Genomic DNA, 26931 nt, shown 5'->3' with positions numbered 1-26931 from the left:
AAAAATGCAGCTAAGGCTGTATATAACAGTAAAGTATTAGAAGTGGTGGCAGAAATGGCTTATTTTACGCTACAAATTAACCCTAGTGCTCCACGATTAAAAGATTCATTAATAAAAAAACATTACGAACGTAAGCATGGTAAAAATGCTTATTACGGTCAATAAAGAATACAGAGAATTATGATAGATATTTCTAACAAAGAAGTTTGGTTTATTACGGGAAGCCAAGATTTATATGGACCAGAAACTTTAGCTCAAGTAGCTAAAAACTCTTCTGAAATTGTAAAAGCTTTAGATGCTTCATCTACAATACCTGTTAAAGTAGTTTATAAGCCTACTGTAAAATCTACGGAAGAAATTTATGATACTTTAACTGCAGCAAATCAAGAAGAAAATTGTATTGGGGTTATCACTTGGATGCATACATTTTCTCCAGCAAAAATGTGGATTCGTGGTTTAACTGCGCTTCAAAAACCATTATGTCATTTACATACGCAGTTTAATAGAGATATTCCTTGGGATTCTATAGATATGGATTTCATGAACCTGAATCAAGCTGCTCATGGAGATCGTGAGTTTGGATTTATGGTAAGTAGATTAAGAAAAAACAGAAAAATAGTTGTTGGGCACTGGACTGAAGATTCAGTTCAAAAAAATATTGGAGATTGGACACGAGTTGCTGCTGCTTGGGATGATTGGCAAGGGGCTAAATTTGCTCGTTTTGGAGATAATATGCGTTTTGTAGCGGTTACAGATGGCGATAAGGTAGAGGCAGAAACCAAGTTTGGGTTTTCAGTAAATACTTATGCAGTTGGTGATTTAGTTGAAGTGATTAACTCTATTTCTGATGAAGAAATAAATACTTTAATTAAAGAATATGAGGAGTCCTATCATGTAGATGATAATTTACTTGAAGGGGGAGAAAAGCGTTCGTCTTTAATAGAATCTGCTCGTATTGAATTAGGTTTAGAAAAATTTTTAGTAGATGGTGGGTTTAAAGGTTTTAGCGATACTTTTGAAGATCTGCACGGTATAAAACAATTACCAGGAATCGCTGTACAAAGGTTGATGCAAAAGGGATATGGATTTGCTGGTGAAGGAGATTGGAAAACAGCAGCTTTGGTTCGCGCAATGAAAGTTATGGGTTCAGGTCTAGAAGGTGGTAGTGCATTTATGGAAGATTATACCTATCATTTAGATCCAGAAAAACCTAGAGTTTTAGGGTCGCATATGTTAGAAGTAGACCCTGTTTTAGCCGCTAATAAACCATCTTGTGAGGTACATGCTTTAGGAATTGGTGGTAAAGAAGACCCTGTTCGTCTAGTATTTAATGGTAAAGCTGGTGATTCTTTAGTAGCTGCATTAATGGACTTTGGTAATCGTTTTAGACTTTTAATCAATAAAACGGTTGGTGAAGAAGTTACAGAAAAATTACCTAACTTACCTGTTGCAAGAGTTATGTGGAAACTTTTACCTGATTTTAAAACAGCTTGTACATCTTGGATTTTAGCAGGTGGTGCTCATCATTCTTGTTATAGCGAAAATGTTTCTGTAGAGCAATTAGAAGATTTTGCAGAAATGGCAGATATTGAATCTTTAGTAATTGATGAAGATACAACCATAAGAAGCTTTAAAAACACAATTCATACTAATGAAGCTTTCTACAAATAAAAATTAATTATAAAGATGTTAAGATGAAAAATTTAAAACCTATTCCTTATTTTTTATTGATAATAGTATTATGTTTGGGAATCAGTTGTAAAAATCAAAAAAAAGAAGATACAACTGAAAAATCAAAACCTATGGCAGTAGAGAATCTTACAATTGTAAAATCAGAATTTGGTAACACGAAAGAGGGTAAAGCAATTGAAAAATATACCCTAAAAAACAAGAATGGTGTTGAGTTGAATGTGATTACTTATGGAGGTAGAATAACATCTTTAAAAGTACCAAATAAAACAGGAAAATTAGAAAACGTTGTTTTAGGACATGATACGATGGAAGGATATTTAAGAGCAGATAATCCTTTTTTTGGTGCATTAATTGGTCGATATGGAAACAGAATAGCAAATGGTAAATTCACTTTAAATGGTGAAGAATATACCTTGGCAACCAATGATGGGGCAAATCATTTGCATGGGGGTGTTAATGGTTTTGATCGTGTAGTTTGGACAGCAACACCAATGGAAGGCAAAGAAAATTCATCTTTAAAATTAACGTATTTAAGTAAAGATGGTGAAGAAGGTTATCCAGGAAATTTAGAAGTTACAGTAATTTACACACTAACAAAAGATAATTCTGTTGAGGTTTCTTACGAAGCTACAACAGATAAATCAACTGTAGTTAATTTAACACAACATGCTTATTTTAATTTAACAGGAGATTTTTCTAAAGATATTTTAAATCATGATGTAGTGATAGATGCAGATACGTATTTACCAGTAGATGCTACTTTGATTCCGACTGGTGAAATTAGAGAAGTTAAAGAAACACCTTTTGATTTCAATTCCTCTAAAAAAATAGGTAAAGAAATTAATGCTAGTAACGAACAATTAAAACGTGGCAAAGGTTACGATCATTGCTGGGTTTTAAATGGTGAAAATGGAGAAATGCGTTTTGTAGCTTCTGCTTACGATGAAACTAGTGGACGATTTATGGAAATTCATTCGGAAGAACCTGCAATTCAATTTTATACCGGAAACTTTTTAGATGGTTCGTTACCAATGCCAGAAGGCGGAACCTATGCACACAGAACAGGATTTTGTTTAGAAACACAACATTATCCAGATTCGCCTAATCAAGAAAAATTTCCATCTACGGTTTTAAATCCAGGTGAAACATATTCAACAAAAACGATTTTTAAATTTTCTGTAAAGTAATTTAATAACCACAAATATTAACTAAATAAATTATGGGACTTATATCTTTTGGTGCTTTTACACTACTTGTAGCAATTATAGCTTGGTGGTCAACAAGAAAAACAGACGAAAATACTTCAGATGGGTATTTTTTAGGAGGAAGAAGTTTAACAGGTCCTGTAATTGCGGGTTCATTATTACTTACCAATTTATCAACAGAACAAATTGTTGGAATGAATGGAGTTTCGTTTAGAGATGGAATTCCTATTATGGCTTATGAGGTTGTTGCTGCTATTGCCATGGTTTTTACAGCTTTTGTTTTGTTACCAAAATATTTAAAAAGTGGAATTGCTACCATACCTCAGTTTTTACAAAACAGGTATGCCAAAAGCACTAAAACTATTGTATCTCTTTTATTTCTTTTAGGGTACGCTATTTCTATGTTGCCTACAGTTTTATATTCGGGTGCATTGGCAATAAACACAATGTTTGATATTCCAGAATTATTAAATATGGAGCCAGAACCTGCACTTTGGGTAACCGTTTGGGCTATAGGTATTACAGGTAGTATTTATGCTATTTTTGGAGGTCTTAAAGCAGTTGCAGTTTCAGATTCAATAAATGCAGTTGGGTTGTTAATTGGTGGATCACTAATTCCAATTTTTGGATTGATGAAAATTGGTGATGGTAACGTTTTAACAGGTCTTAATAAATTAACAACAGCACTTCCTGAAAAATTTGATATCATTGGAGGTCCTGATTCTGATGTTCCTTTTTGGACATTATTCACAGGAATGATAATTGTGAATTTTTATTATTGGGGAACAAATCAAGCCATTATTCAAAGAGCGCTTGGAGCTAAAAATCTAAAGGAAGGTCAAAAAGGACTTTTATTAGCAGCATTTATAAAAATATTAGGACCATTTATTGTGGTATTGCCAGGTATTATTGCCTTTTATATTTTTAATGGAGATCTTGCAAATGCAGATGAAGCTTATCCTATGGTTGTAAAAGCAGTTTTACCTGTAGCCTTTATAGGATTTTTTGCAGCGGTACTTTTTGGAGCGATATTAAGTTCCTTTAATAGTGCTTTAAATAGTTCTGTAACGTTATTTGGATTGGATTTTTATAAAGAATATATTAATAAGGATGCAAATGAAAAACAAGTGGTAAGAGCTGGTAAAACATTTGGAATCGTTTTGGCTTTATTCTCAATGGGAATTGCACCATTACTTTATGGCGTTGAAGGTGGAATTTTTACGTATTTACAAGAATTAAATGGTACGCATAGTGTGCCAATTTTAGCTATAATACTTGTTGGAATATTCAATAAACGTGTATCTGCCAAAGCAGCAAATATTGGTATTTTGTTTAGCGTTATTACTTATTTAGTTACGCTATATGTTATTAAACCAGATATTAGTTTCTTACATTTAATGGGAATTTTGTTTGTGCTTACTGTAATCATCATGTTTATTATAACAGCATTTAGTCCAAGAACTTCAGACTATAACCAAGAATATACTAGGCAAGTAGATATTACGAATTGGAAATATTTAAAACCTGTAGGTTATGTAATTGTAGGTTTGGTTATAGCGCTTTATATTTCACTTTCATAATATAACAAAAATACAACTGATAATTTTTTTTGAGATTGATTTAAAAGGAAGTGATAGAAATAATCACTTCCTTTTTTTTTATTAAAATTTAGCTACAAATCCACCATTTGGATCAAGCTGAATTGTTGTTAGATTTTTACTATTTATTTTTATTTTTTTAAAAGCCCTATTATTATCAGTGATTACAAAACCATTTTTATTGTCGATAAAAGATAAATCAAGTTGCAATGTTTTTTGTTTATTTTCACCATTAATTCCAACAATAAACCAAGTATTGTTTTTTCGTCTTGCCATAACTACATCTTTCCCAGGATAGCCTGTAATAAATTTTGATTCATCCCAATTTGTTGGAATATCTTTTAAATAGTCAATAACATAATCTGGTTGTTTTTTCATGCCATCAGGAGTTTCAGCCATATGTTGAATTCCAGAAAGAAATAATACGGGAAGTGCTAACTCGAAACTTTTTGATGTTCTTCTATGTATACCAGGAATACTATCTAAAACCATTGGCGTAAAATCCATTGGATCAAAAACATTTCTAGTAAATGGTAAAATAGCACTATGGCTTGGTTGCAAATCTGCATTTGCTTGTTCAAAAGTGATAAATTCTTCTCCTTTTATAGCTTCAACTGTCATTAAATTTGGATAGGTTCTTTGCCATCCTCTAGGTAAAGTAGCACCATGAAAATTAACTAATAATTTGTGTTTTGCTGCATCTTTTAAAATAGCATGGTAATAAGCAATCATAGATTGTCCATCACCTCCAAAAAAGTCAATTTTAACCCCAGAAACAGCTATTTCATTAAGTTTTTTAAATTCTTCTTTTCTGCTTTTTGAAGTAAGAAGTTTATCTTTTGGAGTATAAGGAGTAGTATTCCAACTACCAGCAGAATTATACCAAACCAATAATTTTACATTTTTTAATGCAGCATATTTGGTCAGTTCATTCATTTTTTCGTAACCAATTTTTTGGTCCCAATCTGCATCAATTAGGCAGTAATCCCAATTCATTTCTGATGCATAATCAATAAATTTTATTGAGGTTTCATAATTGGTAAAGTCATCTTTTAACAACACCCAACTCCAAGAAGATAAGCCACTTTTAATAAAAGAAGTATCCATTTCTATGGCTTTATTTGCTAAATCTGTGCCTAGGGTACTTTCGGTTATCGTTTTTAAATTTCCAATAGTTAGAATTCGCCAAGGGGTTTCCCAAGGTGTTTTTGCTTCTGGTTTTAATGCTCCATCAGGAAAAACTTCTTCTTTTTGAGGAAAGGAAACCTTAAGTGCATTATACTCGTTGTTATAAATTAATCTTGTGCCAGAATATTTACTATGCAAACCAGTTTCTGAAATTAATACCCATGTATCATTCGTGTTAAATAAAGCTGGATACACCCAACCTTCACCAATTGGAGATTTTTTATCAACTGATATAGCAGATAAATAATGCTCTTCATAAGAAGGATTTACCTGTTCCCAACCAGTTTTAGCTTTAGACATAGGTTGCAACCAACTTTTAGTGTTTGTAACAAAATTATAAGTTGTTTTTTCATCTTCAATTTTATAAACTGATTCTGATTTTTTTGAAAAAATATATTTAAAAGCAACTCCATCATTAGAAAGATTGAAAATGATGTTCATAGCCATTCCGTTTTTATTTTCCAATTCAATTTTATATTGTAGTGCTGTATATTTTATTTCCTTCTGTTTTCCTTGAAACATTGTATAGTTGTCTTCTATATATTTCCCTTCAGAGATGTTTTTAAGAGTTATATTTGAAAAAAAATCTTGATCTTTTCTTTTGATACCTAAGTAAGAGGTGTCTAAAATAATTTGATCTTTATGAAATAGTTTAAAAAAAGGACGTTTTTGTGAATCTAAATCAATTTTTATTTTCAAAGTACCATCAGAATTAACTAGATTATTTTGTTTAGACTCTGAACAGCTAATAAAAATTAATATTGTTCCAATTAAATAGGATATAAAAATATTTCTTCTCATTTAGTAGTGTTTTAATTACACTTGTAAAATAAAGAATAATTTTCATTTTTATTATTCTTTTTTAGATTTTTTCACATCGACCCAATTTCTAAAGAGAGTCTAGTTATAAATGTAATTATGATTTAATAATTTATTTAGATTTTTTCCTATTCAACTATTTTTCAATTTTTAATAAGTTATTATCATTTTTCATACATTTACTTTTTACATAATAAGTGTATTTAGAACAAGGTGTTAAATTATAATATTGTAAAATAAAATATAGATGCAACAAAAAAATAATACCACTGCAATTGTTATTATTGCCAGTTTATTTTTCATTTTTGGTTTCGTAACATGGATTAACGGAGCATTAATTCCGTTTATGAAAACCATTAACGAACTAACAGATGCTCAATCCTATCTGGTAGCCTCTGCTTCTTACATTTCGTTTGTAGTTATGGCATTACCAGCATCTTATATTTTAAATAAAATTGGATATAAGAAAGGAATGTCCCTAGGTTTAATAATTATGGCAATTGGTGCTTTGGTTTTTATACCTGCAGCAGAAGCTAGAACTTATTGGGTGTTTTTAGCTGGTATTTTTATACAAGGAATTGGTATGACTATTTTGCAAACAGCTTCAAACCCCTATATAACTATTTTAGGGCCTATAGAAAGTGGTGCAAAAAGAATTGCAATTATGGGAATTGCTAACAAAATTGCGGGTGCCTTAGGCTCTTTAATATTTGGTGCTTTATTGTTGTCAGGTATCGATAAAACCAAAGAAAAACTTGCAGGAGCTTCTATAGAAGAGAAAAATGTATTGTTAGATGCAATGGCAGACAGTGTATTTATGCCGTATATTATAATGGCAATTGTATTATTTATTTTGGGTGTTTTAATTAGAAAAGCACCATTGCCAGAAGTTGAAGCCACTGAAAGTAAAGACGAGAATAATCAAAGTACAAGCAAAACAAGTATTTTTCAATTTCCGAATTTATGGTTGGGTGTAATTGCCTTATTTGTTTATGTGGGTGCAGAGGTTATTGCTGGAGATACTATTATAGCTTATGGTATTTCTTTAGGTTTTACAGGTGAAGAAGCAAAATATTTTACCACATATACACTTTTAGCAATGGTAGCAACTTACGCTTTAGGTGTTTTTTTAATACCTAAATATATTCAACAAAAAACAGCTTTAATTGCAAGTGCAATTTTAGGGATTGTATTTAGTATTTGTATTTTAAACACTACAGGTTACGCATCTATACTATTTGTTGCTGCGCTTGGTATTGCAAATGCATTGGTTTGGCCAGCAATTTGGCCTCTAACGTTAGATGGTTTGGGTAAATTTACAAAAACAGCTTCTGCTTTATTAATTATGGCTATTTCTGGTGGTGCAATAATACCGCCTTTATATGGTAGAATGGTAGATGCAAGTAAGCAAGAAATGATTGCGAATGGCACAGAGGAACTTACAGCATTAGCAACAGCTTCTAATAGTAGTTATTGGATTTTGATACCCTGTTATGCAATTATATTATACTTTGCAATTTGGGGACATAAATTAAAAAAGTGGTAATTTTTTAAAAACCTTGTGCAATTTTTTCTAGTTCAGATAAATTTAAAATTTTAATTTCTTTACCAACAAACTCTATATACTTTTTCTTTTTTAAGTCAGATAATAATCTGATGGCAGATTCTGTTGCGGTACCAATAATATTGGCAATATCTTCTCTAGACAAACGTACATTTATAATGCCATCATTATTAGTATCAAACTTTTCTTTTAAATTGATAAGTGTTTCAGCCAAACGTTGTTTTACCGTTTTTTGAGCCATGTCTACAATGATATTATCGGCTTTTTTTAAATTATTAGCCATATCTTTTAAAACACTCATAGAAAATTTTGGGTTCTTTTCTAAATCTTCTATAATCTCTTCTTTAGGTATAAAACAAACTTCCATGTCTTCTAAAGCTATTGCTTCCAAATTAGAAGCTTCTTGTGTAACAAGACTTCTTTCTCCAAGAATATCTCCTTTTGTAATAAGGTTTACAATTTGGTTTCTACCATTTTCACTCATTTTAGAGACCTTACAAATACCGTCTTTTATACAAAAGATACCATTTATGTGTTCTCCTTCACTAAAAAGTGGCTCTCCTTTTTTTATGATTCTAGAAGTTTTACAAGCAGAAATTTTAACCAATTCCTCTCTAGATAAATGGGTCAATGAATTAAATTTCCGCACTATGCATTGTTCACACTTACTCATAATTTATAAAGTATAATATCTATCCAAAGATATTGAAAAGATGATAAATATCATATAATAAACAAAACAATTCTTAGAATTTTGTGGCAGGCAAAAGAGTAAATATGAAATCTACACAATGTTATCACTGTGGCGATTCTTGTGATAACAATCACGTTAAGTTTGATGAGAAACAATTCTGTTGTAATGGTTGTAAAACTGTTTATGAAATTTTTTCTGAGAACGATTTAACTTGTTATTACAATTTTCAAGACAATCCTGGAGCAATCCCTACAGAAATTCAAGGAAAATATGATTTTTTGGAGCAGGAAGAAATTGTTAAAAAATTATTAGATTTTTCTGATGCTGATACACAAATTGTAACACTTTACATACCACATATTCATTGTAGTTCTTGTATTTGGGTATTAGAAAATTTACATAAGTTAAAGCCAGAAATATCATCTTCTCAAGTAGATTTTACAAAGAAACAAGTTCGAATTACCTATAATTCAGAAACCACTTCTTTAAAAGAAATTGTGCTATTACTTAGTGCAATTGGTTATGAACCATACATAAGTCTAGAGGATTATGAAGGAGGAAAAAAAGCAGTAAATAGAAGCTTAATTTATAAATTAGGAGTAGCGGGTTTTGCTTTTGGCAATGTAATGTTTTTGTCTTTTCCTGAGTATTTTGAAGTAGATGGTTTTTGGATAGAACAATACAAAAATGTATTTAGATGGTTGATGTTTTTCTTTTCATTACCCGTTGTTTTTTATGCTGGTAGAGACTATTTTATATCCGCTTTTAAAGGTTTACGATCTAAAATTTTAAATATAGATGTACCTATTGCATTGGGAATTTCTGTATTATTTATAAGAAGTACTGTAGAAATTATATTTGATTTAGGTACTGGTTTTTTTGATAGTTTAACAGGCTTGGTTTTCTTTTTATTATTAGGAAAATTTTTTCAACAAAAAACCTATAATTTCTTGTCTTTTGAGCGTGATTATAAATCTTATTTTCCGATAGCAGTAACAAGAATTAAAAATTCAAAAGAAGAAAATGTACAAATTTATGATGTCGAAAAAGGAGATAGGTTATTAATTAGAAATGAGGAGTTAATACCTGTAGATGGTATTTTAATAAACGGAAATGCTGCTATAGATTATAGCTTTGTTACAGGTGAAGCTGTTCCTGTAGAAAAAAAATCTGGAGACAAACTTTTTGCTGGCGGCAAGCAACTTTCTGGAGTTATAGAAATGGAGGTTTTAGCCTCAGTTTCTCAAAGTTATTTAACCCAATTGTGGAGTAATGATGTATTTAACAAAGAAAACAAATCTCCCTTTAAAACCATTACAGATACCATTAGTAAAAACTTTACAATAGCAGTTTTATCGATTGCTATTTTAGCAACAATTTATTGGTTATTTATCGATTCTAATAAGGCACTAAACGTATTTACGGCAGTTTTAATTATAGCCTGCCCTTGTGCAATAGCCTTGGCAGCGCCATTTACATTGGGTAATATGTTGCGCATTTTTGGAAAACATAAATTCTATTTAAAAAATGCAACAGTTGTAGAACAATTAGCAAAAATAGATACTGTAATTTTCGATAAAACAGGTACACTTACAACCAATAAAGAAAGTAAAGTTTTGTATGAGGGTGATGTTCTAAGTGCAGAAGAAGAAAAATTATTAAAAAGTACTTTACGAGCTTCAAATCATCCATTAAGTAGAACACTTTATAATAAATTTAGTTCACTAGAAACACAGCAAATTACCAATTATAAAGAAGTAGTGGGTAAAGGTATTGAAGCAAATTTTAACACAACAAATCTAAAATTAGGTTCAGCATCTTTTGTAAATAATAATGATGAAAAATCAACTTTAGATACTGCGGTACACATTAGTTTTAATGATGTTTATAAAGGGAAATATATTTTTAAAAATGCCTATAGAAGAGGGGTTAAAAAGGTTTTCAAATCTCTTAATAAAGATTATAAACTTGCTGTAGTTTCTGGAGATAATGAGGGAGAAAAAGAGTATTTACAAAACTTTTTACCTTCAGAAACTAATTTACAATTCAACCAAAAGCCAGAAGATAAATTAGAAGTTATTGCCAATTTACAAAAACAAGGTAATAAAACAGCTATGATTGGTGATGGTTTAAATGATGCTGGAGCTTTAGCACAAAGTGATGTTGGTATTGCTTTGTCAGAAAATATAAATGTTTTTTCCCCTGCTTGCGATGGAATTTTAGATGCATCAAAATTTTATAATATAGAAACCTTCTTAAACGCCTCTAAAAAAGCGATAAAAATTATAAAATACTGTTTTATACTTTCTTTATGTTACAATATTGTAGGATTATATTTTGCAATTACTGGGCAGTTAATGCCGGTAATAGCGGCAATTTTAATGCCTTTAAGTTCTATCAGTATTGTGGTATTTACTACAGTGGCTACTAATTTATTAGGTAATAAAATTACATAAAAATGAGCATTCATATACAAGCAAAAAAACAAGAAATTGCAGAAACTGTTTTATTACCAGGAGATCCTATGAGAGCAAAATGGATTGCAGATACTTTTTTAGAAAATGCAAAACAATATAATGATGTAAGAGGTATGTTAGGCTTTACAGGTGCTTATAAAGGCAATAAAATTTCGGTGCAAGGTACAGGAATGGGCATCCCATCAACCTTAATATATGCAACAGAATTAATTACAGAGTATGGTGTAAAAAACTTAATTAGAGTAGGTTCTGCAGGCTCTTATCAAAAAGAAATTAAAATAAGAGACATTGTTTTGGCAATGACAGCGTCTACAAATTCGGGTTTAAATACCATCCGTTTTAATGGAGCAGATTTTGCACCAGCAGCAAGTTTTCAATTGTTTCAAAAAGCAGTAACAATAGCAAAACAAAAAAACATACCTATAAAAGCAGGTGGAATTTTAAGTTCAGATGAGTTTTATGCAGATGATTTTGAAAGCTATAAAAAATGGGCAGAGTATGGTGTTTTGTGTGTAGAAATGGAAACTTCTGGTTTGTATACAGTTGCTGCAAAATACAATGTAAACGCACTGTCTATTTTAACAATTTCAGATAGTTTGGTAACCAAAGAAAGAACTACAGCAGAAGAGAGAGAACAAACCTTTAAAGAAATGATAGAAATTGCTTTAGAATTGGCTTAGTTGTCAGTTCTGACGTTGTCATTTCGAGCCCAATCGAGAAATCTCGTAATAAGAAATTAGAAAAATGAAACAATCACTAATACAAAAATACAACATTCCAGGTCCAAGATACACCAGTTATCCAACTGTACCTTATTGGAACAAAGCAGGAATTGATAAACAAGATTGGATACAATCTTTTCAAAAATCCTTTAAAGAGAGTAATCAATCAGAAGGAATTAGTCTATACATCCATTTACCTTTTTGTGAGAGTTTGTGTACTTTTTGTGCGTGTCATAAGCACATTACCAAACGACACGAAGTAGAAGAGGAGTATATAGAAACCGTCTTAAAAGAATGGAAATTATATGTGGCTTTGTTAGATGAAAAACCCATTGTAAAAGAGTTACATTTGGGTGGAGGTACGCCTACTTTTTTCTCAAAAGAAAACTTACAGTTTTTAATGAATGGTATTTTTTCTATCGCAAAAAAACATCCTGAACACGAGTTCAGTTTCGAAGGTCATCCAAACAATACCACTAAAGAACAGCTACAAACTTTGTTTTATTGTGGTTTTACAAGAGTAAGTTTTGGTGTGCAAGATTATAATGAAAAAGTGCAACAGGCAATTCATCGAATTCAACCTTTTGAAGCTGTAGCAAAAGTTACAAAATGGTCACGAGAAATTGGTTACACTTCTGTAAGTCACGATTTGATTTTTGGCTTACCCTTTCAAACCAAAGAAAATGTAATTCATACCATCAACAAAACCAAAGAATTACAACCAGACAGAATTTCTTTCTACAGCTACGCACATGTACCTTGGGTAAAAGGTGTTGGGCAAAGAGGTTTTAATGATGATGATTTGCCAAAGGATGAAGATAAAAGAGCACTTTATGAAATAGGGAAGGAGCTATTTGCAACATTAGGTTATCAAGAAATTGGTATGGATCATTTTGCCTTAAAAACGGATAGTTTGTATAAGGCAACCCTCAACAAAACCATTCATAGAAATTTTATGGGCTACACAGCTAGTAAAACGCAATTAATGATTGGTTTGGGCATGTCTGCAATATCAGACTCATGGTACGCATTTGCACAAAATGTAAAAACGGTAAAAGAGTATCAGCAATTAGTAAATGCTGGCGAAATCCCAATATTTAGAGGCCATTTATTAAATACAGAAGATAGAGTTATCAGAAAACATATTTTAAATATGATGTGCAATTTTTCCACTTCATGGGAAAAAGAAACCATGCAAATTAAAAATATAGAAAAGCATTTAGCATTATTAAAAGAAATGGAAAATGATGGTTTGGTACAAATAGAAAAAAACAAATTAACCATACCAGAGAAAGCAAGACCCTTTGTAAGAAATATTTGTATGGCTTTTGATGTTCATCTTTTAGAAAACAAACCTAAAACACAATTATTTTCGATGACAATTTAAAAAATTAAATACAACAAGTAATTGATTGTGAGTTTTTTGTGGTTTTATTTGACGAAGTATTAAGTAAATATGACAAATGTCATATTTTAAAAACAAGAACAAAACTATTTTTGATCTATTAAAATTATCAGGCAAGATATGAGCGTAATATACCTTCTACTTACACTAAGTATTTTAGTGGCATTAGTATTTTTTATCGCATTTATTTATTCAGTAAAAAGAGGTCAGTATGATGATTCATACACGCCCTCTGTTCGTATGCTGTTTGATGACGAATTAGTAAAAGAATCAACAGAAAAATCAAATAAAGTTTAAATTAAATTATATGGAAATGCAACAATTTTATTACGACAATAAGATCGTAAAAAAGTTTATCTACGCTACGCTTCTTTGGGGTATTGTAGGTTTTAGTGTAGGTTTATTACTCGCTTTTATGTTTTTGTTCCCAAGCTTAACAGACGGAATTTCGTGGTTAAGTTTTGGTCGTTTAAGACCTTTACATACCAATGCAGTAATTTTTGCCTTTGTAGGTAATGCCATTTATGCCGGTGTTTATTATTCGCTACAGCGTTTATTAAAAACAAGAATGGCAAGTAACTTTTTAAGTAATTTTAATTTTTGGGGTTGGCAATTAATTATAGTTGCTGCAGCCATTACACTTCCTTTAGGATATACCACTTCTAAAGAATATGCAGAGCTAGAGTGGCCTATAGATATTGCCATTGCTTTAGTTTGGGTAGCTTTTGGTGTAAATATGATTTGGACGATTTTAAGAAGAAGACAACGTCACTTATATGTCGCTATTTGGTTTTATTTAGCAACATTTGTTACAGTTGCAGTATTGCACATTTTTAACAGTTTAGAATTACCAGTAAGTGCTTTAAAATCTTATTCTGTATATGCAGGTGTACAAGACGCTTTGGTACAATGGTGGTATGGCCATAATGCAGTTGCATTTTTCTTAACTACTCCATTTTTAGGGTTGATGTATTACTTTGTGCCAAAAGCAGCAAATAGACCTGTCTATTCATATAGACTTTCTATAGTGCATTTCTGGTCTTTAATATTTATCTATATATGGGCAGGACCACATCATTTATTATATTCTGCCCTACCAGATTGGGCACAGAATTTAGGAGTAGCATTTTCTGTAATGTTAATTGCACCATCTTGGGGTGGTATGATTAATGGCTTGTTAACCTTAAGAGGTGCTTGGGATAAAGTGCGTACAGACCCAGTTTTAAAATTTATGGTAGTTGCAATTACAGGTTATGGTATGGCAACTTTTGAAGGCCCTATGTTATCTCTAAAAAATGTAAATGCCATTGCACACTTTTCAGATTGGATTATAGCCCACGTTCACGTTGGTGCTTTAGCTTGGAATGGTTTCTTTGCATTTGGTATGTTATATTGGATGATACCAAGATTGTTTAAAACAAAATTATATTCTACAGGTTTAGCAAACGTACACTTTTGGGTAGGTACATTAGGTATTATTTTATATGCATTACCAATGTATGTAGCTGGTTTTGTTCAAGCTTCTATGTGGAAACAATTTAATCCAGATGGTACATTAACATATGGTAACTTTTTAGAGACTGTAAACGAAATTATACCTATGTATTGGATGCGTGCCATCGGTGGTAGCATGTATATTTTGGGTGCACTTATAATGTTGTACAATGTTGTAAGAACCGTTAGATCTGGAAGTGCAGTTACAGATGAGTTAGCAGAAGCACCCGCCTTAAAGAAAGTATCTAAGCATAGAACTAGAGGAGAAGGGTATCATACTTGGTTAGAAAGAAAACCAATAAAATTAACCATTTATGCAACCATAGCTATTTTAATTGGTGGTGCTGTACAGATTATACCAACATTATTAGTAAAATCGAACATACCAACAATTAGTAGTGTAAAACCTTATACTCCTTTAGAGTTAGAAGGAAGAGATTTATACATCAGAGAAGGTTGTGTAGGATGTCACTCACAAATGATAAGACCTTTTAGAAGTGAAGTAGAACGTTATGGAGAGTACTCTAAAGCAGGTGAGTTTGTATACGATCATCCATTTTTATGGGGAAGTAAACGTACTGGTCCAGATTTACACAGAGTAGGTCAGAAATATAATGATAGCTGGCACTTAAACCATATGTACGATCCTCAAAGTACATCTCCAGGATCTATAATGCCATCTTACAAATGGTTAATTGTAAATGAGCTTGATAAGTCTAACACAGAAGGCAAAATGAAGGCAATGGTTACTTTAGGTGTACCTTATACTGATGAGGAAATTGCAAATGCACAAGCAAATATGTTAGCGCAAGGAGCTCAAATTCAAGAAAATTTATATGCAGACCCAGATTTTGCTAAAAACTATGATGCTGACAAAAAATATGCACAAGAAAATGGAGAGGATTTTGTAGAGATGAAAAATAGAGAAATAGTTGCTTTAATTGCTTATATACAGCGTTTAGGAACAGATATAAAAGTTAAAGAAGAACAGAAAATCAGTAAAAAATAAAAGTTATGTTTAAATTTATAAAAGGACATTTAGAGAGTATTACTGGTATAGAGATTTATCCAATGATATCATTATTAATATTCTTTACTTTTTTTGTAGCCTTATTTTGGTGGGTGTTTTCTGCAAAAAAAGATTATATAAACAAGGTTAGTAAAATACCTTTAGACTAATAAAAAAAGCTTTAAAACAATGAAAAGATCTTTTCAATCTACAATATATGTAGTTTTTGTAATTGTTACGTTTATAGCACTTGCAAAATCGTTTATGGTGTACGAAAACCCATTTAATATTTACGAAAACCCGCTAGTTTGGTTGGCTTTAATAGGCTTTATTTTGGTAGTAGTTCTTAAAGAAGCTGTAAATGTTTTAGCAATTAAAAAAGCTACAGATTTACAAAATGAAAAAGAAGGTATTTTACCAGAAGAACCCAATCTTTGGATTAAAAAAATATTAGTAAAATGGACTAGAGCTAAAGCAATAGAACAAGAAGAAGATATTATTTTAGACCATAATTATGATGGTATAAAAGAATTAGACAACTCTTTACCACCTTGGTGGGTGTACATGTTTTATGCAACTATTCTATTTGGTGTTATTTATTTGGTAAGATTTCAAGTGTTAGATGGAGACAATCAGGCGATGGAGTACAATAAAGCTGTTGCAGAAGCAAAAGCAGCATTAAAAGAATACAAAAAGTCGGCACCAGTAGATTTAATTACTCCAGAAAATGTTACGCTTTTAACAGATGCAAGCGATTTATCAAGAGGTAAAGCTGTATTTAACTTAAACTGTGCATCTTGTCACTTAAAAGATGGAGGTGGTCAAATTGGGCCTAACTTAACAGATGAATATTGGATTTTAGGCGGAGGTATTAAAAACGTTTTTAACACGGTTTATAATGGTGGTAGAGATGGTAAAGGTATGATTGCGTGGAACAAAACCTTAAAAGCTGCAGATATTGCAAAAGTATCTAGCTATGTGATTTCATTACAAGGTACAACACCTGCAAAAGCAAAAGCTCCGCAAGGAGAAAAATGGGAGGAAGAATAACCTATAATAATAAAAAATAAGTATTTATATGGAAACGCCCGAGAATGAAGTTTTTAGAGATAGTATTGGTACTATCAATTCAGAAGGTAAGCGTTCTTGGGTTTTTCCTAAAAAACCAAGTGGTAGATTTTATAAATACAGAAGTTATGTAAGTTATTTTTTATTAGCCTTTTTATTATCTGCACCTTTTATAAAAGTTAACGGAAATCAATTTTTGTTATTTAACGTTTTAGAACGTAAGTTTAATATTTTTGGCTTTCCATTTTGGCCACAAGACTTTCATTTATTAGTAATCTCAATGATTACAGGTGTAGTCTTTGTAATCTTATTTACCGTTGTTTTTGGTAGAATTTTCTGTGGATGGATTTGTCCACAAACCATTTTTTTAGAAATGGTTTTTAGAAAAATAGAATATTGGATAGATGGTGATAGAGGGAAACAAATTCGATTAGACAAGCAACCTTGGAATGCTGAAAAAATTAGAAAAAGACTTTTAAAATGGTTTATTTTCTTTGTGATTTCTTTCATTATCGCCAATGTATTTTTAGCCTATTTAATAGGTGGAGATGTTCTTATAAGTTATATCACAGGGAATCCTTTTGATAATATAAGTACACTTATTGCCCTACTAATCTTTACCTCAGTTTTTTATTTTGTATTTGCTTGGTTTAGAGAGCAAGTATGTATAATTGCTTGTCCTTATGGTAGATTGCAAGGTGTTTTGTTAGATAATAAAACTATTAATGTTGCGTACGATTATAAACGTGGAGAAAGAGAACAAGGAAGGTCTAAATTCAAGAAAAATGAAGACAGAGAAGCTTTAGGAAAAGGAGATTGTATAGATTGTAAACAATGCGTGGTAGTTTGCCCAACAGGTATAGATATTAGAAATGGTACACAATTAGAGTGTGTAAATTGTACTGCTTGTATAGACGAGTGTGATCACATAATGGAAAGTATTAATTTACCAAAAGGTTTGATTCGCTATGCTAGTGAAGATAATATTGTAAAGAAAAAACCTTTTCAATTGACTGCAAGAATGAAAGGTTATTCTGCAGTGTTATTTATCTTAACAGGAATTTTAATTGGGATGCTCTTTTTAAGAAATGATGTAGAAGCAACTATTTTAAGATTGCCAGGGCAATTATATCAGCATAAAGAAAACAACATTATTAGCAATGTGTATACCTATAAAGTAATAAACAAAACTTCTGAAGATATTGAGGATATTAGCTATAAGATATTATCACACAAAGGTAAAATAGAACTGGTTTCTCACTCAAACTTTATAGTACCTAAAAGAGGTTTGGCAGAAGGTACCTTGTTTATAGAAATAAATGCATCTGCCTTAAAAGGCGATAAAGATAAACTAGAAATTGGCGTTTTTAGCGGAGATAAATTAATAGAAACTACAATTACAAATTTCTTAGGCCCAAGAAGTTATAAGTAAATTTTTAGTTGTTAGTTTTGAGTTGTGAATTTTGGGTTAGCTAAAAAAAATATAAATTATGAAATTTAATTGGGGAACAGGTATTGTAGTGGCAATTATAGCTTTTATGGGATTTATCATGTACTTTGTTATAACAATGAGTACAGATAACAGTTATAGTCACGATTTGGTTACCGAAAAATATTACCAAAAAGAATTAGGTTTTCAAGACGAAATAGATGCAGAAAAAAATGCCTCTAGTTTAAAAGAAAAAATAAAAATAGAAAGAATTGTAAAAGACTTAAAAATAACATTTCCAAACAATTTTACTCCTAATAAAATACAAGGAAAAGTGTTCCTATATAGACCATCTAATAAACAATTAGATTTTGAAATACCAATTTCAACTTCTAAACCATATTTGCTCGTGCCTGAGAAACGTTTACTAGATGGTCGCTGGAACATTAATATAGTTTTTAAATATAACAATAAAAATTACTTAGTTAAAAAAGAAATTATTTATTAATGTTTTTGTCTGCAATTATATTCGGTTTATTGGGTAGTTTCCACTGTGTAGGAATGTGTGGGCCTATAGCTTTTATGTTGCCAATAGATAGAACTCATAAAGTAAAAGGTTTTTTTCAGGTTTTAAGTTATCATTTCGGTAGATTATTTACTTACAGTTTAATAGGTCTGTTATTTGGTTTTTTAGGTAAAAGCTTTTATCTGTTTGGTTTTCAGCAACAAATATCTATAATTGTTGGAGTTCTAATGATTTTATTTATACTATTTCCAAAAATATTTAAAAAAGTAAACGCCTCTAAAACTATAAGCAGTATTATTTTTAAAGTTAAAAATGCATTGGGTAAAGAACTAAAAAATAAAAGAAATGATACTTTTTTTACCATTGGTTTTTTAAATGGATTTTTACCATGCGGTTTAGTATACATGGCTATTTTTGGTGCTTTAGCAACCACCAATGCTTTTTCTGGTAGTTTGTATATGTTTCTTTTTGGTTTGGGCACTATTCCTTTAATGACATCTGTAGTTTATTTAGGTAATTTTACCAAAGGTATCATTAGAAAAAGAATACAAAAAGCAATACCAATTTTGGTAGTTTGTATTGGTTTTCTTTTTATTTTAAGAGGTTTAGGCTTGGGCATACCATACATTTCTCCTTCACCAGTTTTAGATCTGGTTACTGCAAATTCTTCTTGCCATTAAGCATCCATAAAAACTCACTAATTATTTCTTTTTAAGCAAGGTATCTTTTGATATTCTTGGTTTTTTTGTGCTATTTAAATAATAGTTTTACAACATTTTTAAAATAGATAATTTTTTCTCTTTTTCATAAATTAAGAATTTTGCCTATTGAAAACAGCTTATTTATGAAATATCTTTACATAGTAGAATAAATATTTATTAATCCCCCAATATGATTATATAACAAAATATTCATATTACTAAAATTTTATTATTATGAAAAATTTACACTTTTTTTTAGCAATCTTTTTTATCACACTATACTCTAGTGCACAAGAAGTAGCAATGATTAATCCAATTAAGTTTAATACATATACTAAGGTAGATTCATCTGAAGATGAAATTATCCCTTTATTAGAAGAGGCAAAATATACTTACAAATATAAGGGTAATAATGTATTAGTTATCTTTTCTGAAAATGAACACATAGAATATTTTGAGGATAAAAAATACTTCATTAAATCTACTGTAGAATGGACTTCTGAAGACGAATGCTTTATGACGTTGAAAGAATCTACATTACCTAATTTTCCCTTTAAAAGTGGTACAAAATTATACTTTAAAATAAATAAAATTAAGCGTGGTTTTATCTTTTATGAATCTACCTTAGGAGGAGTATCTTGGGAGGGTAAAATGAAAAAAATATAATTTAAAAAGCTATCTATCAAAACCAAATTTTTCTAGTGTAAGTTATTTGTGGAAGCCATAAAGCTTAAATGTCAAAAAATACAACTATAGAGCGATGATGAATTACTTTGCTTATATACTTGTACATTAACAACATTAAAAAAACACTTCATTAGAGAAATTTGGTGCTAAAACATCTTTACTTAAGTTTAATTTTAAACTTAAATAAATCCCCCGTCTATTATGAAAAAAATATTTATAGTTTTTAGCTTTTTGGTATCTTTTACTGTTTACAGTCAAAACAGTGTAGAAGTTTCTTTGCAACAAGATTTTAGGTTGTTATTTCTTGGTGATGATAAAGGAAATGAACCGTTAACAACTAATTTGTTATCTAAATTAGAAGTTCCAGTTTATAACTTTAAAAAAAGTTATTTACTCACTTATCTTTCGGTAGAATATGCAGATTTAAAAGTAAAAAATTATAAGCGCTATTCAATTGGTGGAGGTTATGGTATAAGTAATGTTTGTGGAAAAATTGGTGCAATTATTTCTACAGATTTTGGAAAAATTTATAGAGAAAAAGAGGGTTTTTTTAGTTTTAGTGTTAGTGGAGAATTAAATTATAAAATAAGTAAACGAATTAAAATCACTTGTACTCAGCAACTTACACACAGAAAAGACTTAGTAGAATTATACAATTGCGAAAATCCGTTAATAATTAGTGGTTTTGTAGGGTTAAAATACTCTTTATAAGACATATATTAGTTTTCATTTTTTTAGAATAGAGCTAAACAGTTTAGTTGTTTAGCTCTATTTTATTTATAAGAAGTTAAATTAAAAGTTGAATTTATATATCTCTTAAAATTTAAAACAACCCTATTTTATTTTTTAGAAAGAAAAACTCAACTACGAACCATATTTTTTTATTTTTAAAGTTTTAAAAACATTGTTAAATCTTCAACATAAGAACATTTTATTCTTATAAAAACGATATATTTGATTTTGTTTTAAATAATACAACTTTAATGAAGTTAATTTACATTCGAATATGCCTTTTGAGTATTGTTTTTTTCTCTATAAATAATCAAGCACAAGAAACTTTACCTATTTATACAGATTACTTGTCAGACAATGTTTTTTTAGTGCATCCATCTGCAGCTGGTATTGGTAATTCTAGTAAATTAAGACTTACAGCAAGACAGCAATGGATAGGTGTACCCAATGCACCAGCTTTACAAACCGTAAGTTTTCACACAAAATTTGGCGAAGAATCTAACGCAGGTTATGGTTTGGTGTTGTTTAATGATAAAAATGGTTTTCATTCTCAACAAGGTTTGCAAGGTACGTATGCATATCACTTACCGATGAGCGATGGTCGTTTTTTTGAACAACTTTCTTTTGGTTTGTCTTTTTCGTTTGTTCAAAATCAATCTGACCAAAGAACTTTTAATGGAGATCCTGCGGTTGCAGCAATTGTAGAAAGTACAAGCTATTATAATGCAGATTTTAGTGTAGCTTACCATAGAGCAGGTTTGTCTTCTTATTTTACGGTTAAAAATCTTTTTTTAACGGCAAAAAACAACTTGAATGTACAAGAACCTTTAGACTTAAGAAATTATATTTTATCTGCTGGATATTTTTTTGGTAAAGAAAATTTTGTGCAGTTAGAACCTTCTATGATGTTACAATTTAGAGAAGGTACTGGAGAAAGAATTGCAGACATCAATTTAAAAGTTTACAAAACATTATCAGAAACCCAACTTTGGGCGGCATTATCTTACAGAAGAAATTTTGATACAAATAGCATAGACAATGCTTCTTATTTTTCGCCTGTAGTTGGTGTAAATTTTAAAAACTTCATGTTTTCTTATACCTATACAAGACAATTAAATGAGATACTTTTTGCAGATGCAGGCTTTCATCAAATATCATTAGGTATTAATTTGTGGACAAGAGAACCAAGGGCGGCTGCCTGTCCTAACATCAATTCGATGTTTGGAAGCTTTTAAAAAGCAGTTTCAATAATTTTTATTTTCTGTATATTATTGGTATTGAAAACCAAATTCTCTAATGTTTTTTTATTGGTATTAATAAAAAAAACATGCTTTGTAGTTTGTTTACTTGTATTTAGTAATTTATTCTTTTTTAGAATTGCTTTTGTTTGTCTAGCAACAGCTTCTCCAGAATCTATAATTTTAATTGAATTCCCTATAATTTTTTTAATTTGAGGTATTAAATACGGATAATGCGTACAACCTAAAACCAAAGCATCTATATTTTCTGTCACCATTGGCTGTAAATAATATTCCAATAAATTATTCATTTCTTTAGATTGTAATTCGCCTTTTTCTATAAGTTCTACAAGACCTTTTCCTACCGTTTCTTTAATTTTAATGTGTTTTCTAAACGTACTAGATGTTTTTTCAAACAATGCGCTGTTTAAGGTGCCTTTAGTGGCTAAAATACCAATTGTGTTTGTCTTTGTTGTTAAGGCTGCAGGTTTTATAGCAGGTTCTATACCTATAAAAGGTACTTTGTAATTATCTCTTAAATATTGTATAGCATTTGTAGTTGCTGTATTGCAGGCAACAACGATTAATTTACAATTTTGGTTTAATAAAAACTCGGTGTTTTTTATACACAAAGCTAAGATGTCTTCTTTAGGCTTTTCGCCATAAGGCGCATTGATGCTATCAGAAAGATAGATAGAGCTTTCATAGGGTAGTAATGTTGTTACTTCTTTCCAAATAGAAGTGCCACCAACACCAGAATCAAAAAAACCAATTGGGTTGTTCATTGTTTTGTAAAAATAAAAAAACCTGCTGTAAAAGCAGGTTTTTTATAAATATTAGTGGTATTTATTTTTGTGGTTGTTGTGGTCTAGGTAAATCTTTTAATAAACCTAATTTTGCTTTTACAGCATCATATAAATCTACACCTTTCTTAACAATCAAAGATTTTTCTTCAAAAACATATAAAATACCTTTTTCTGCTGCAGCTTCTTCAATAGCTTTTTCTGCTTTTTTAACAATTGGCTCTAAACCTGCGTTTTGCTTTGCTTGCATTTCTTGGTAAGCAGCTTTTTGTGCTTGCTCATATTTTACTCTATCTAACTGAACTTCTTCTGCTCTTTTTTTGTTAGTCTCTTCTGTTTGTGTAGCTTGTTCAGCAGAGTATTTTTGGTATTTAGATTCTAATTTTTTCTTCATACCCTCAATCTCTCCTTGATATGTTTTACCAATTTTCTCTAAGTTTGCAGTTAACGCTCTTGTTTCTGGCATATTGTCTATTACTCTTTGGTAATTTATATGACCTATTTTTTGTGCATTTGAAATACCCGCAAATCCTAAAGTAAATACAGCAATTAATAGTAACGTTCTAAAATTCTTCATTCTTGTTTTAATTTAATTATTATTTTCTTTTTTTTCTTGTTCCTTCTTCTGTTCTTCTTTTTTCTTTTTTAAGGCTTCTTTCTTTTTTCTAAGTAGCTCTCTTTTTTCTTCTCTCTTTCTTAACAGTTCTTTTCTTCTTTCTTCTAATGCTTTCTTTTTTGCTGCTCTTTCTACCTCTTTTTTGCTAATTGCAGCTTCTTTTTTAGCAATAGCTTGTTTCTGCTTTGCTGTTAGCTCTTTTGGAGCGTTTTTCTTTTTCCTTTTCGAGTTTTTTTCATCTATTAATCTTGTTCTGTCTATAGTTGCTAAAACGAGCTCGCTAATATCGTATTTTTTATTGGAATATAGCATAACCAATTCACTAGATTTATCAAAAACAAAATCGTATTTCTTTCTTGCAGCAATACTTTGTATGGCGTTGTAAACCTGATCTTGTATTGGTTTTACCAATTGTTTTCTTAAAGAAAACATATCTCCTCTTGGGCCAAAGTACAAAGATTCTAGTCTTCTTAACTCGTCTTGCTTTAAAGCGATTTCTTCTTCCTTTTCTTCAATTAAGTCTTTTGTAAGAATTGCTTTTTCATTGGCAAGGTCTGTTTTTAAAACCTCTATATATCTAGCTTCTTTATCTAATTGCTTTCTCCATTTTACTACTTTTTCATCTAGTGTATTTTGTGCTTCTAAATATTCTGGTACATTTTCTAAAATGTATTCCATATCTATGTAGGCAATTATTTGATTTCTTTGAGACCAAGAAATACTAACAGTAAGTAAAAGAACGATTGATAAAAAAATATTTTTCATTTGTATAGTGTTTAGAAAAAACCGTGCCAAAAAAACTTTTAACATAACAAATGTACAGTTTTTCTAGAATTGTCTTCCGATTATAAAATGTGTTTGCCAGCCAGATTTTTCGATTTGGCCTGGTAATGGGTCAAAACCGTGTGCAAAATCGATTCCTAATAAACCAAACGCAGGCATAAATATTCTAACTCCTAAACCAGCAGAACGTTTTACATTAAACGGATTAAATGTATCAAAATTGTCATAAGAGTTACCTGCTTCTAAAAAACCTAAAGTATAAATAGATGCAGAAGGTGAATCTGTAATAGAATATCTAAGCTCTAATTGAAATTTATTATAAATTGTACCCCCAGAAATAGAAGATAATCTGTTGTTTTCATAACCTCTTAAACCTACAACTTCTCTACCATCTAATTGAAAAACAGCAATACCATCACCACCAACAAAATAACGTTCAAAAGGTGTTTGTCCTAAATCATCATTATAAAAACCTAAATAACCAAATTCAGTATTTGTCATTAATACCAATTTGTCTGTAAATGATGTATACCATTTTCCTTTAAAGTTCAATTTGTAATATTCTAACCATTTAAACTTATCAGCTAAAAAATCATTTTCTTGTTCTGCTGTTAAACCATCTGGTTGTGTGTAATCTTTGTCAGTAAATAAAGAGTAGGGCAGTGTAGCCTTTACACCAATAGAAAACTCAGAACCATAAGTTGGGAAAATTAAACTTGGTCCTGCTGAATTTCTTGTTAAATTTAAATTGTAAGAAAGATTATTTAAAGTACCATTATTTAAAATATTTTCACCCACTCTAAATCCATAATTTTTTAACTGAAAACTTTGATAAGAAATTGTTTGTGATAATTGAAAAAAGTCATCTGGCCATTTTAAACGCTGTCCTAAGCCAACTGAGGCACCAGTAATTCCTAGTTTTCTATCTTTATCTACATCAAAAGTTTGTGGATTAATTTGAAATTGATTGGATTGATACACCGAAAATGATAATGCTTTTGGTGTTTTACCGCCAAACCAAGGCTCTGTAAAAGAAAAACTATAAGTGCTAAAAGTTCTACTTGTTTGCAATCTCAAAGAAAGTTTTTGTCCATCACCCATTGGTAATGGTTTGTAAGCTTCCTTATTAAAGATGTTTTTAATAGAAAAGTTGTTAAAAGATAATCCTAACGTACCAATAAAAGAGCCACCACCATAACCACCTTGTAATTCTATTTGGCTACCACCTTTTTCTATTACATTAAAATTAATATCTGTTGTTTTGTTATTGTAATCTGGCACCACATCTGGTGTTACATTTTGATCGAAAAAACCTAATTGACCAATTTCTCTAATAGATCTAATAATTGCTTTTCTACTAAATAAATCTCCTGGTTTTACTCGTAATTCTCTAAAAATTACATGATCATTTGTTTTATCGTTTCCAGAGACTGTTACTCTTTTAATACGTGCTTTTTCATCTTCTCTAATTCTAATTTCTACTGTAATAGAATCATTTTCTACCTTTGTTTCTACTGCATTTACTTGAGAGAATAAAAACCCTGTGTCTTGATAAGTGGTAGAAATATCTACAGAGGTTGGAGAATTATCTCCTTTTACACGTTCTTTTAAAACGGCTCCATTGTATACATCTCCTTTTTCTATTCTTAATATTGCCTGTAATTGTTCATCTGTATATTCTTTATTACCCACAAATAAAATTTCTGCAAACCTGTATTGTCTTCCTTCCTCTAGTTCTATGTTGATATCTATGGTATTATCGCCATTCCAAGAAATACCTTCTTTTAAAATACGTGCATCTCTATAACCTAATCTACTATATTTGTCTAAAATACTTTCTAAATCTTCTTGATAATCTTCTTCTATGTATTTAGAGCTTTTCCAAAACCTACCAAAAAATTTCTCTTTGGTATTTTTCATAGCTTTTCTAAGTTTTCTATCAGATAGTGCTTTGTTACCAGTAAAATTGATGTTTTTTATTTTTATTTTTTTGCCTTTATCAATAAAAACGGACATGTTTACCACATTAATATCTGAGGTGTCTTTTTGAACATCTAAACTTACTTTTGTTTTTAAATATCCTTTGTCTGTATATTTTTTAGTGAAGTAGTTTTTGGTTGTTACCAATAAGTTGTCTGTAATTTGTTTTCCTATAGTTAACTCAGCTTCTTTAATAAGTTCTTTAGCTTTAGATTTTTTAACCCCGTTAATTTTTACTTGATTTAACTGTGGTAATTCTTGTACATCTAACTGTAAGTAAACAGTATTACCATCTAATCTTGCTAAATAAACATCAACATCGCTAAACTGTTTACTTTCGTATAATTTTTTTATGGCACTGGTAAGTTTGTCACCAGGAAGTTTTATGGTTTGCCCATATCTTAAACCTGTAAAAACACGAACCGTTTCTTCACTAAATTTTTTAAGTCCAGTTACAGTTATTCCTCCTAAAATATATTCTTTTCCTCTTTCAAAAGTGGC

General features: G+C 30.4%; 23 protein-coding genes and 1 pseudogene. 18 read left to right on the top strand and 6 right to left on the bottom strand.

Annotation, left to right across the window (positions count from 1 at the left end; translation table 11 throughout):
- From araD to ACTG3S_RS06850, 4 genes and pseudogenes are all read left to right on the top strand, one after another.
- Window positions 1-165: pseudogene (gene araD / locus ACTG3S_RS06865) on the top strand (L-ribulose-5-phosphate 4-epimerase); the annotation flags it as partial.
- 15 nt (window positions 166-180) lie between these two features.
- On the top strand, window positions 181-1671 hold the full coding sequence (gene araA / locus ACTG3S_RS06860; RefSeq protein WP_439128622.1) for an L-arabinose isomerase: 1491 nt from the start codon (window positions 181-183) through the stop codon (window positions 1669-1671).
- Window positions 1672-1694: 23 nt separating this feature from the next.
- The gene (locus ACTG3S_RS06855) at window positions 1695-2879 is read left to right on the top strand and encodes an aldose epimerase family protein (protein ID WP_439128621.1); all 1185 of its coding nucleotides are present in this window, start codon (window positions 1695-1697) and stop codon (window positions 2877-2879) included.
- A gap of 32 nt (window positions 2880-2911) precedes the next feature.
- Window positions 2912-4477 (top strand): solute:sodium symporter family transporter, encoded by a 1566-nt coding sequence (locus ACTG3S_RS06850; protein WP_439128620.1) that lies wholly within the window; start codon window positions 2912-2914, stop codon window positions 4475-4477.
- An 81-nt stretch (window positions 4478-4558) separates the two neighbouring features.
- On the opposite strand, the gene ACTG3S_RS06845 is transcribed toward ACTG3S_RS06850, so the two are convergent.
- Complete coding sequence (locus ACTG3S_RS06845) at window positions 4559-6484, bottom strand: glycoside hydrolase family 97 catalytic domain-containing protein (protein ID WP_439128619.1); 1926 nt, start codon at window positions 6482-6484, stop codon at window positions 4559-4561.
- A gap of 265 nt (window positions 6485-6749) precedes the next feature.
- Between ACTG3S_RS06845 and ACTG3S_RS06840 the strand changes: the two genes are divergently transcribed.
- A complete protein-coding gene (locus ACTG3S_RS06840; RefSeq protein WP_439128618.1) occupies window positions 6750-8048 on the top strand; it encodes a sugar MFS transporter in 1299 nt (432 codons plus the stop codon).
- Between the two features lie 4 nt (window positions 8049-8052).
- Here the strand turns inward: ACTG3S_RS06840 and ACTG3S_RS06835 are convergent, their stop codons facing one another.
- Entirely contained in the window at window positions 8053-8697 is a 645-nt protein-coding gene (locus ACTG3S_RS06835; protein WP_439128617.1) for a Crp/Fnr family transcriptional regulator, read from the bottom strand.
- Between the two features lie 146 nt (window positions 8698-8843).
- Between ACTG3S_RS06835 and ACTG3S_RS06830 the strand changes: the two genes are divergently transcribed.
- The 13 genes from ACTG3S_RS06830 to ACTG3S_RS06770 all read left to right on the top strand — a co-directional run bounded on the left by ACTG3S_RS06830 (window position 8844) and on the right by ACTG3S_RS06770 (window position 22245).
- Complete coding sequence (locus ACTG3S_RS06830; RefSeq protein WP_439128616.1) at window positions 8844-11216, top strand: heavy metal translocating P-type ATPase; 2373 nt, start codon at window positions 8844-8846, stop codon at window positions 11214-11216.
- Window positions 11217-11218: 2 nt separating this feature from the next.
- Entirely contained in the window at window positions 11219-11917 is a 699-nt protein-coding gene (deoD, locus tag ACTG3S_RS06825; RefSeq protein WP_439128615.1) for a purine-nucleoside phosphorylase, read from the top strand.
- Window positions 11918-11981: 64 nt separating this feature from the next.
- Window positions 11982-13346: an oxygen-independent coproporphyrinogen III oxidase gene (gene hemN / locus ACTG3S_RS06820; RefSeq protein WP_439128614.1), complete on the top strand. Its 1365-nt coding sequence runs from the start codon at window positions 11982-11984 to the stop codon at window positions 13344-13346.
- A gap of 138 nt (window positions 13347-13484) precedes the next feature.
- The gene (gene ccoS, locus ACTG3S_RS06815; protein WP_439128613.1) at window positions 13485-13661 is read left to right on the top strand and encodes a cbb3-type cytochrome oxidase assembly protein CcoS; all 177 of its coding nucleotides are present in this window, start codon (window positions 13485-13487) and stop codon (window positions 13659-13661) included.
- A 10-nt stretch (window positions 13662-13671) separates the two neighbouring features.
- Window positions 13672-15867 carry a cytochrome-c oxidase, cbb3-type subunit I gene (gene ccoN, locus ACTG3S_RS06810; RefSeq protein ID WP_439128612.1) on the top strand — a complete coding sequence of 732 codons (2196 nt, stop codon included), beginning with the start codon at window positions 13672-13674 and terminating at the stop codon, window positions 15865-15867.
- Between the two features lie 5 nt (window positions 15868-15872).
- The gene (locus tag ACTG3S_RS06805) at window positions 15873-16037 is read left to right on the top strand and encodes a CcoQ/FixQ family Cbb3-type cytochrome c oxidase assembly chaperone (RefSeq protein WP_439128611.1); all 165 of its coding nucleotides are present in this window, start codon (window positions 15873-15875) and stop codon (window positions 16035-16037) included.
- Between the two features lie 19 nt (window positions 16038-16056).
- The gene (locus tag ACTG3S_RS06800) at window positions 16057-16917 is read left to right on the top strand and encodes a cbb3-type cytochrome c oxidase N-terminal domain-containing protein (RefSeq protein ID WP_439128610.1); all 861 of its coding nucleotides are present in this window, start codon (window positions 16057-16059) and stop codon (window positions 16915-16917) included.
- 28 nt (window positions 16918-16945) lie between these two features.
- Window positions 16946-18367 carry a cytochrome c oxidase accessory protein CcoG gene (gene ccoG, locus ACTG3S_RS06795; RefSeq protein WP_439128609.1) on the top strand — a complete coding sequence of 474 codons (1422 nt, stop codon included), beginning with the start codon at window positions 16946-16948 and terminating at the stop codon, window positions 18365-18367.
- 58 nt (window positions 18368-18425) lie between these two features.
- Entirely contained in the window at window positions 18426-18872 is a 447-nt protein-coding gene (locus tag ACTG3S_RS06790) for a FixH family protein (protein WP_439128608.1), read from the top strand.
- The gene (locus tag ACTG3S_RS06785; protein WP_439128607.1) at window positions 18872-19570 is read left to right on the top strand and encodes a sulfite exporter TauE/SafE family protein; all 699 of its coding nucleotides are present in this window, start codon (window positions 18872-18874) and stop codon (window positions 19568-19570) included. The genes ACTG3S_RS06790 and ACTG3S_RS06785 overlap by 1 nt, the downstream gene beginning before the upstream one ends.
- Window positions 19571-19825: 255 nt before the next feature.
- Window positions 19826-20257, top strand: a complete 432-nt coding sequence (locus ACTG3S_RS06780; RefSeq protein ID WP_439128606.1) for a hypothetical protein — start codon at window positions 19826-19828, stop codon at window positions 20255-20257.
- Window positions 20258-20479: 222 nt separating this feature from the next.
- The gene (locus ACTG3S_RS06775; protein ID WP_439128605.1) at window positions 20480-20989 is read left to right on the top strand and encodes a hypothetical protein; all 510 of its coding nucleotides are present in this window, start codon (window positions 20480-20482) and stop codon (window positions 20987-20989) included.
- A gap of 272 nt (window positions 20990-21261) precedes the next feature.
- On the top strand, window positions 21262-22245 hold the full coding sequence (locus ACTG3S_RS06770) for a PorP/SprF family type IX secretion system membrane protein (protein ID WP_439128604.1): 984 nt from the start codon (window positions 21262-21264) through the stop codon (window positions 22243-22245).
- On the opposite strand, the gene murI is transcribed toward ACTG3S_RS06770, so the two are convergent.
- From murI to bamA, 4 genes are all read right to left on the bottom strand, one after another.
- Window positions 22242-23033, bottom strand: a complete 792-nt coding sequence (gene murI / locus ACTG3S_RS06765) for a glutamate racemase (protein WP_439128603.1) — start codon at window positions 23031-23033, stop codon at window positions 22242-22244. The two genes, ACTG3S_RS06770 and murI, sit on opposite strands and share 4 nt — an antisense overlap.
- Before the next feature lie 61 nt (window positions 23034-23094).
- Window positions 23095-23628 carry an OmpH family outer membrane protein gene (locus ACTG3S_RS06760; protein WP_439128602.1) on the bottom strand — a complete coding sequence of 178 codons (534 nt, stop codon included), beginning with the start codon at window positions 23626-23628 and terminating at the stop codon, window positions 23095-23097.
- A gap of 12 nt (window positions 23629-23640) precedes the next feature.
- Window positions 23641-24432: an OmpH family outer membrane protein gene (locus ACTG3S_RS06755; protein WP_439128601.1), complete on the bottom strand. Its 792-nt coding sequence runs from the start codon at window positions 24430-24432 to the stop codon at window positions 23641-23643.
- A gap of 63 nt (window positions 24433-24495) precedes the next feature.
- The coding region (gene bamA / locus ACTG3S_RS06750) for an outer membrane protein assembly factor BamA (protein WP_439128600.1) at window positions 24496-26931 on the bottom strand (2436 nt) is incomplete at its 5' end.

Source organism: Polaribacter sp. (assembly GCF_965656025.1).
In the GTDB taxonomy this organism is placed as follows: Bacteria; Bacteroidota; Bacteroidia; order Flavobacteriales; family Flavobacteriaceae; genus Polaribacter.
Note: the sequence above shows the minus strand (reverse complement) of the source record. Positions and strands in the feature narration are given on the sequence as shown.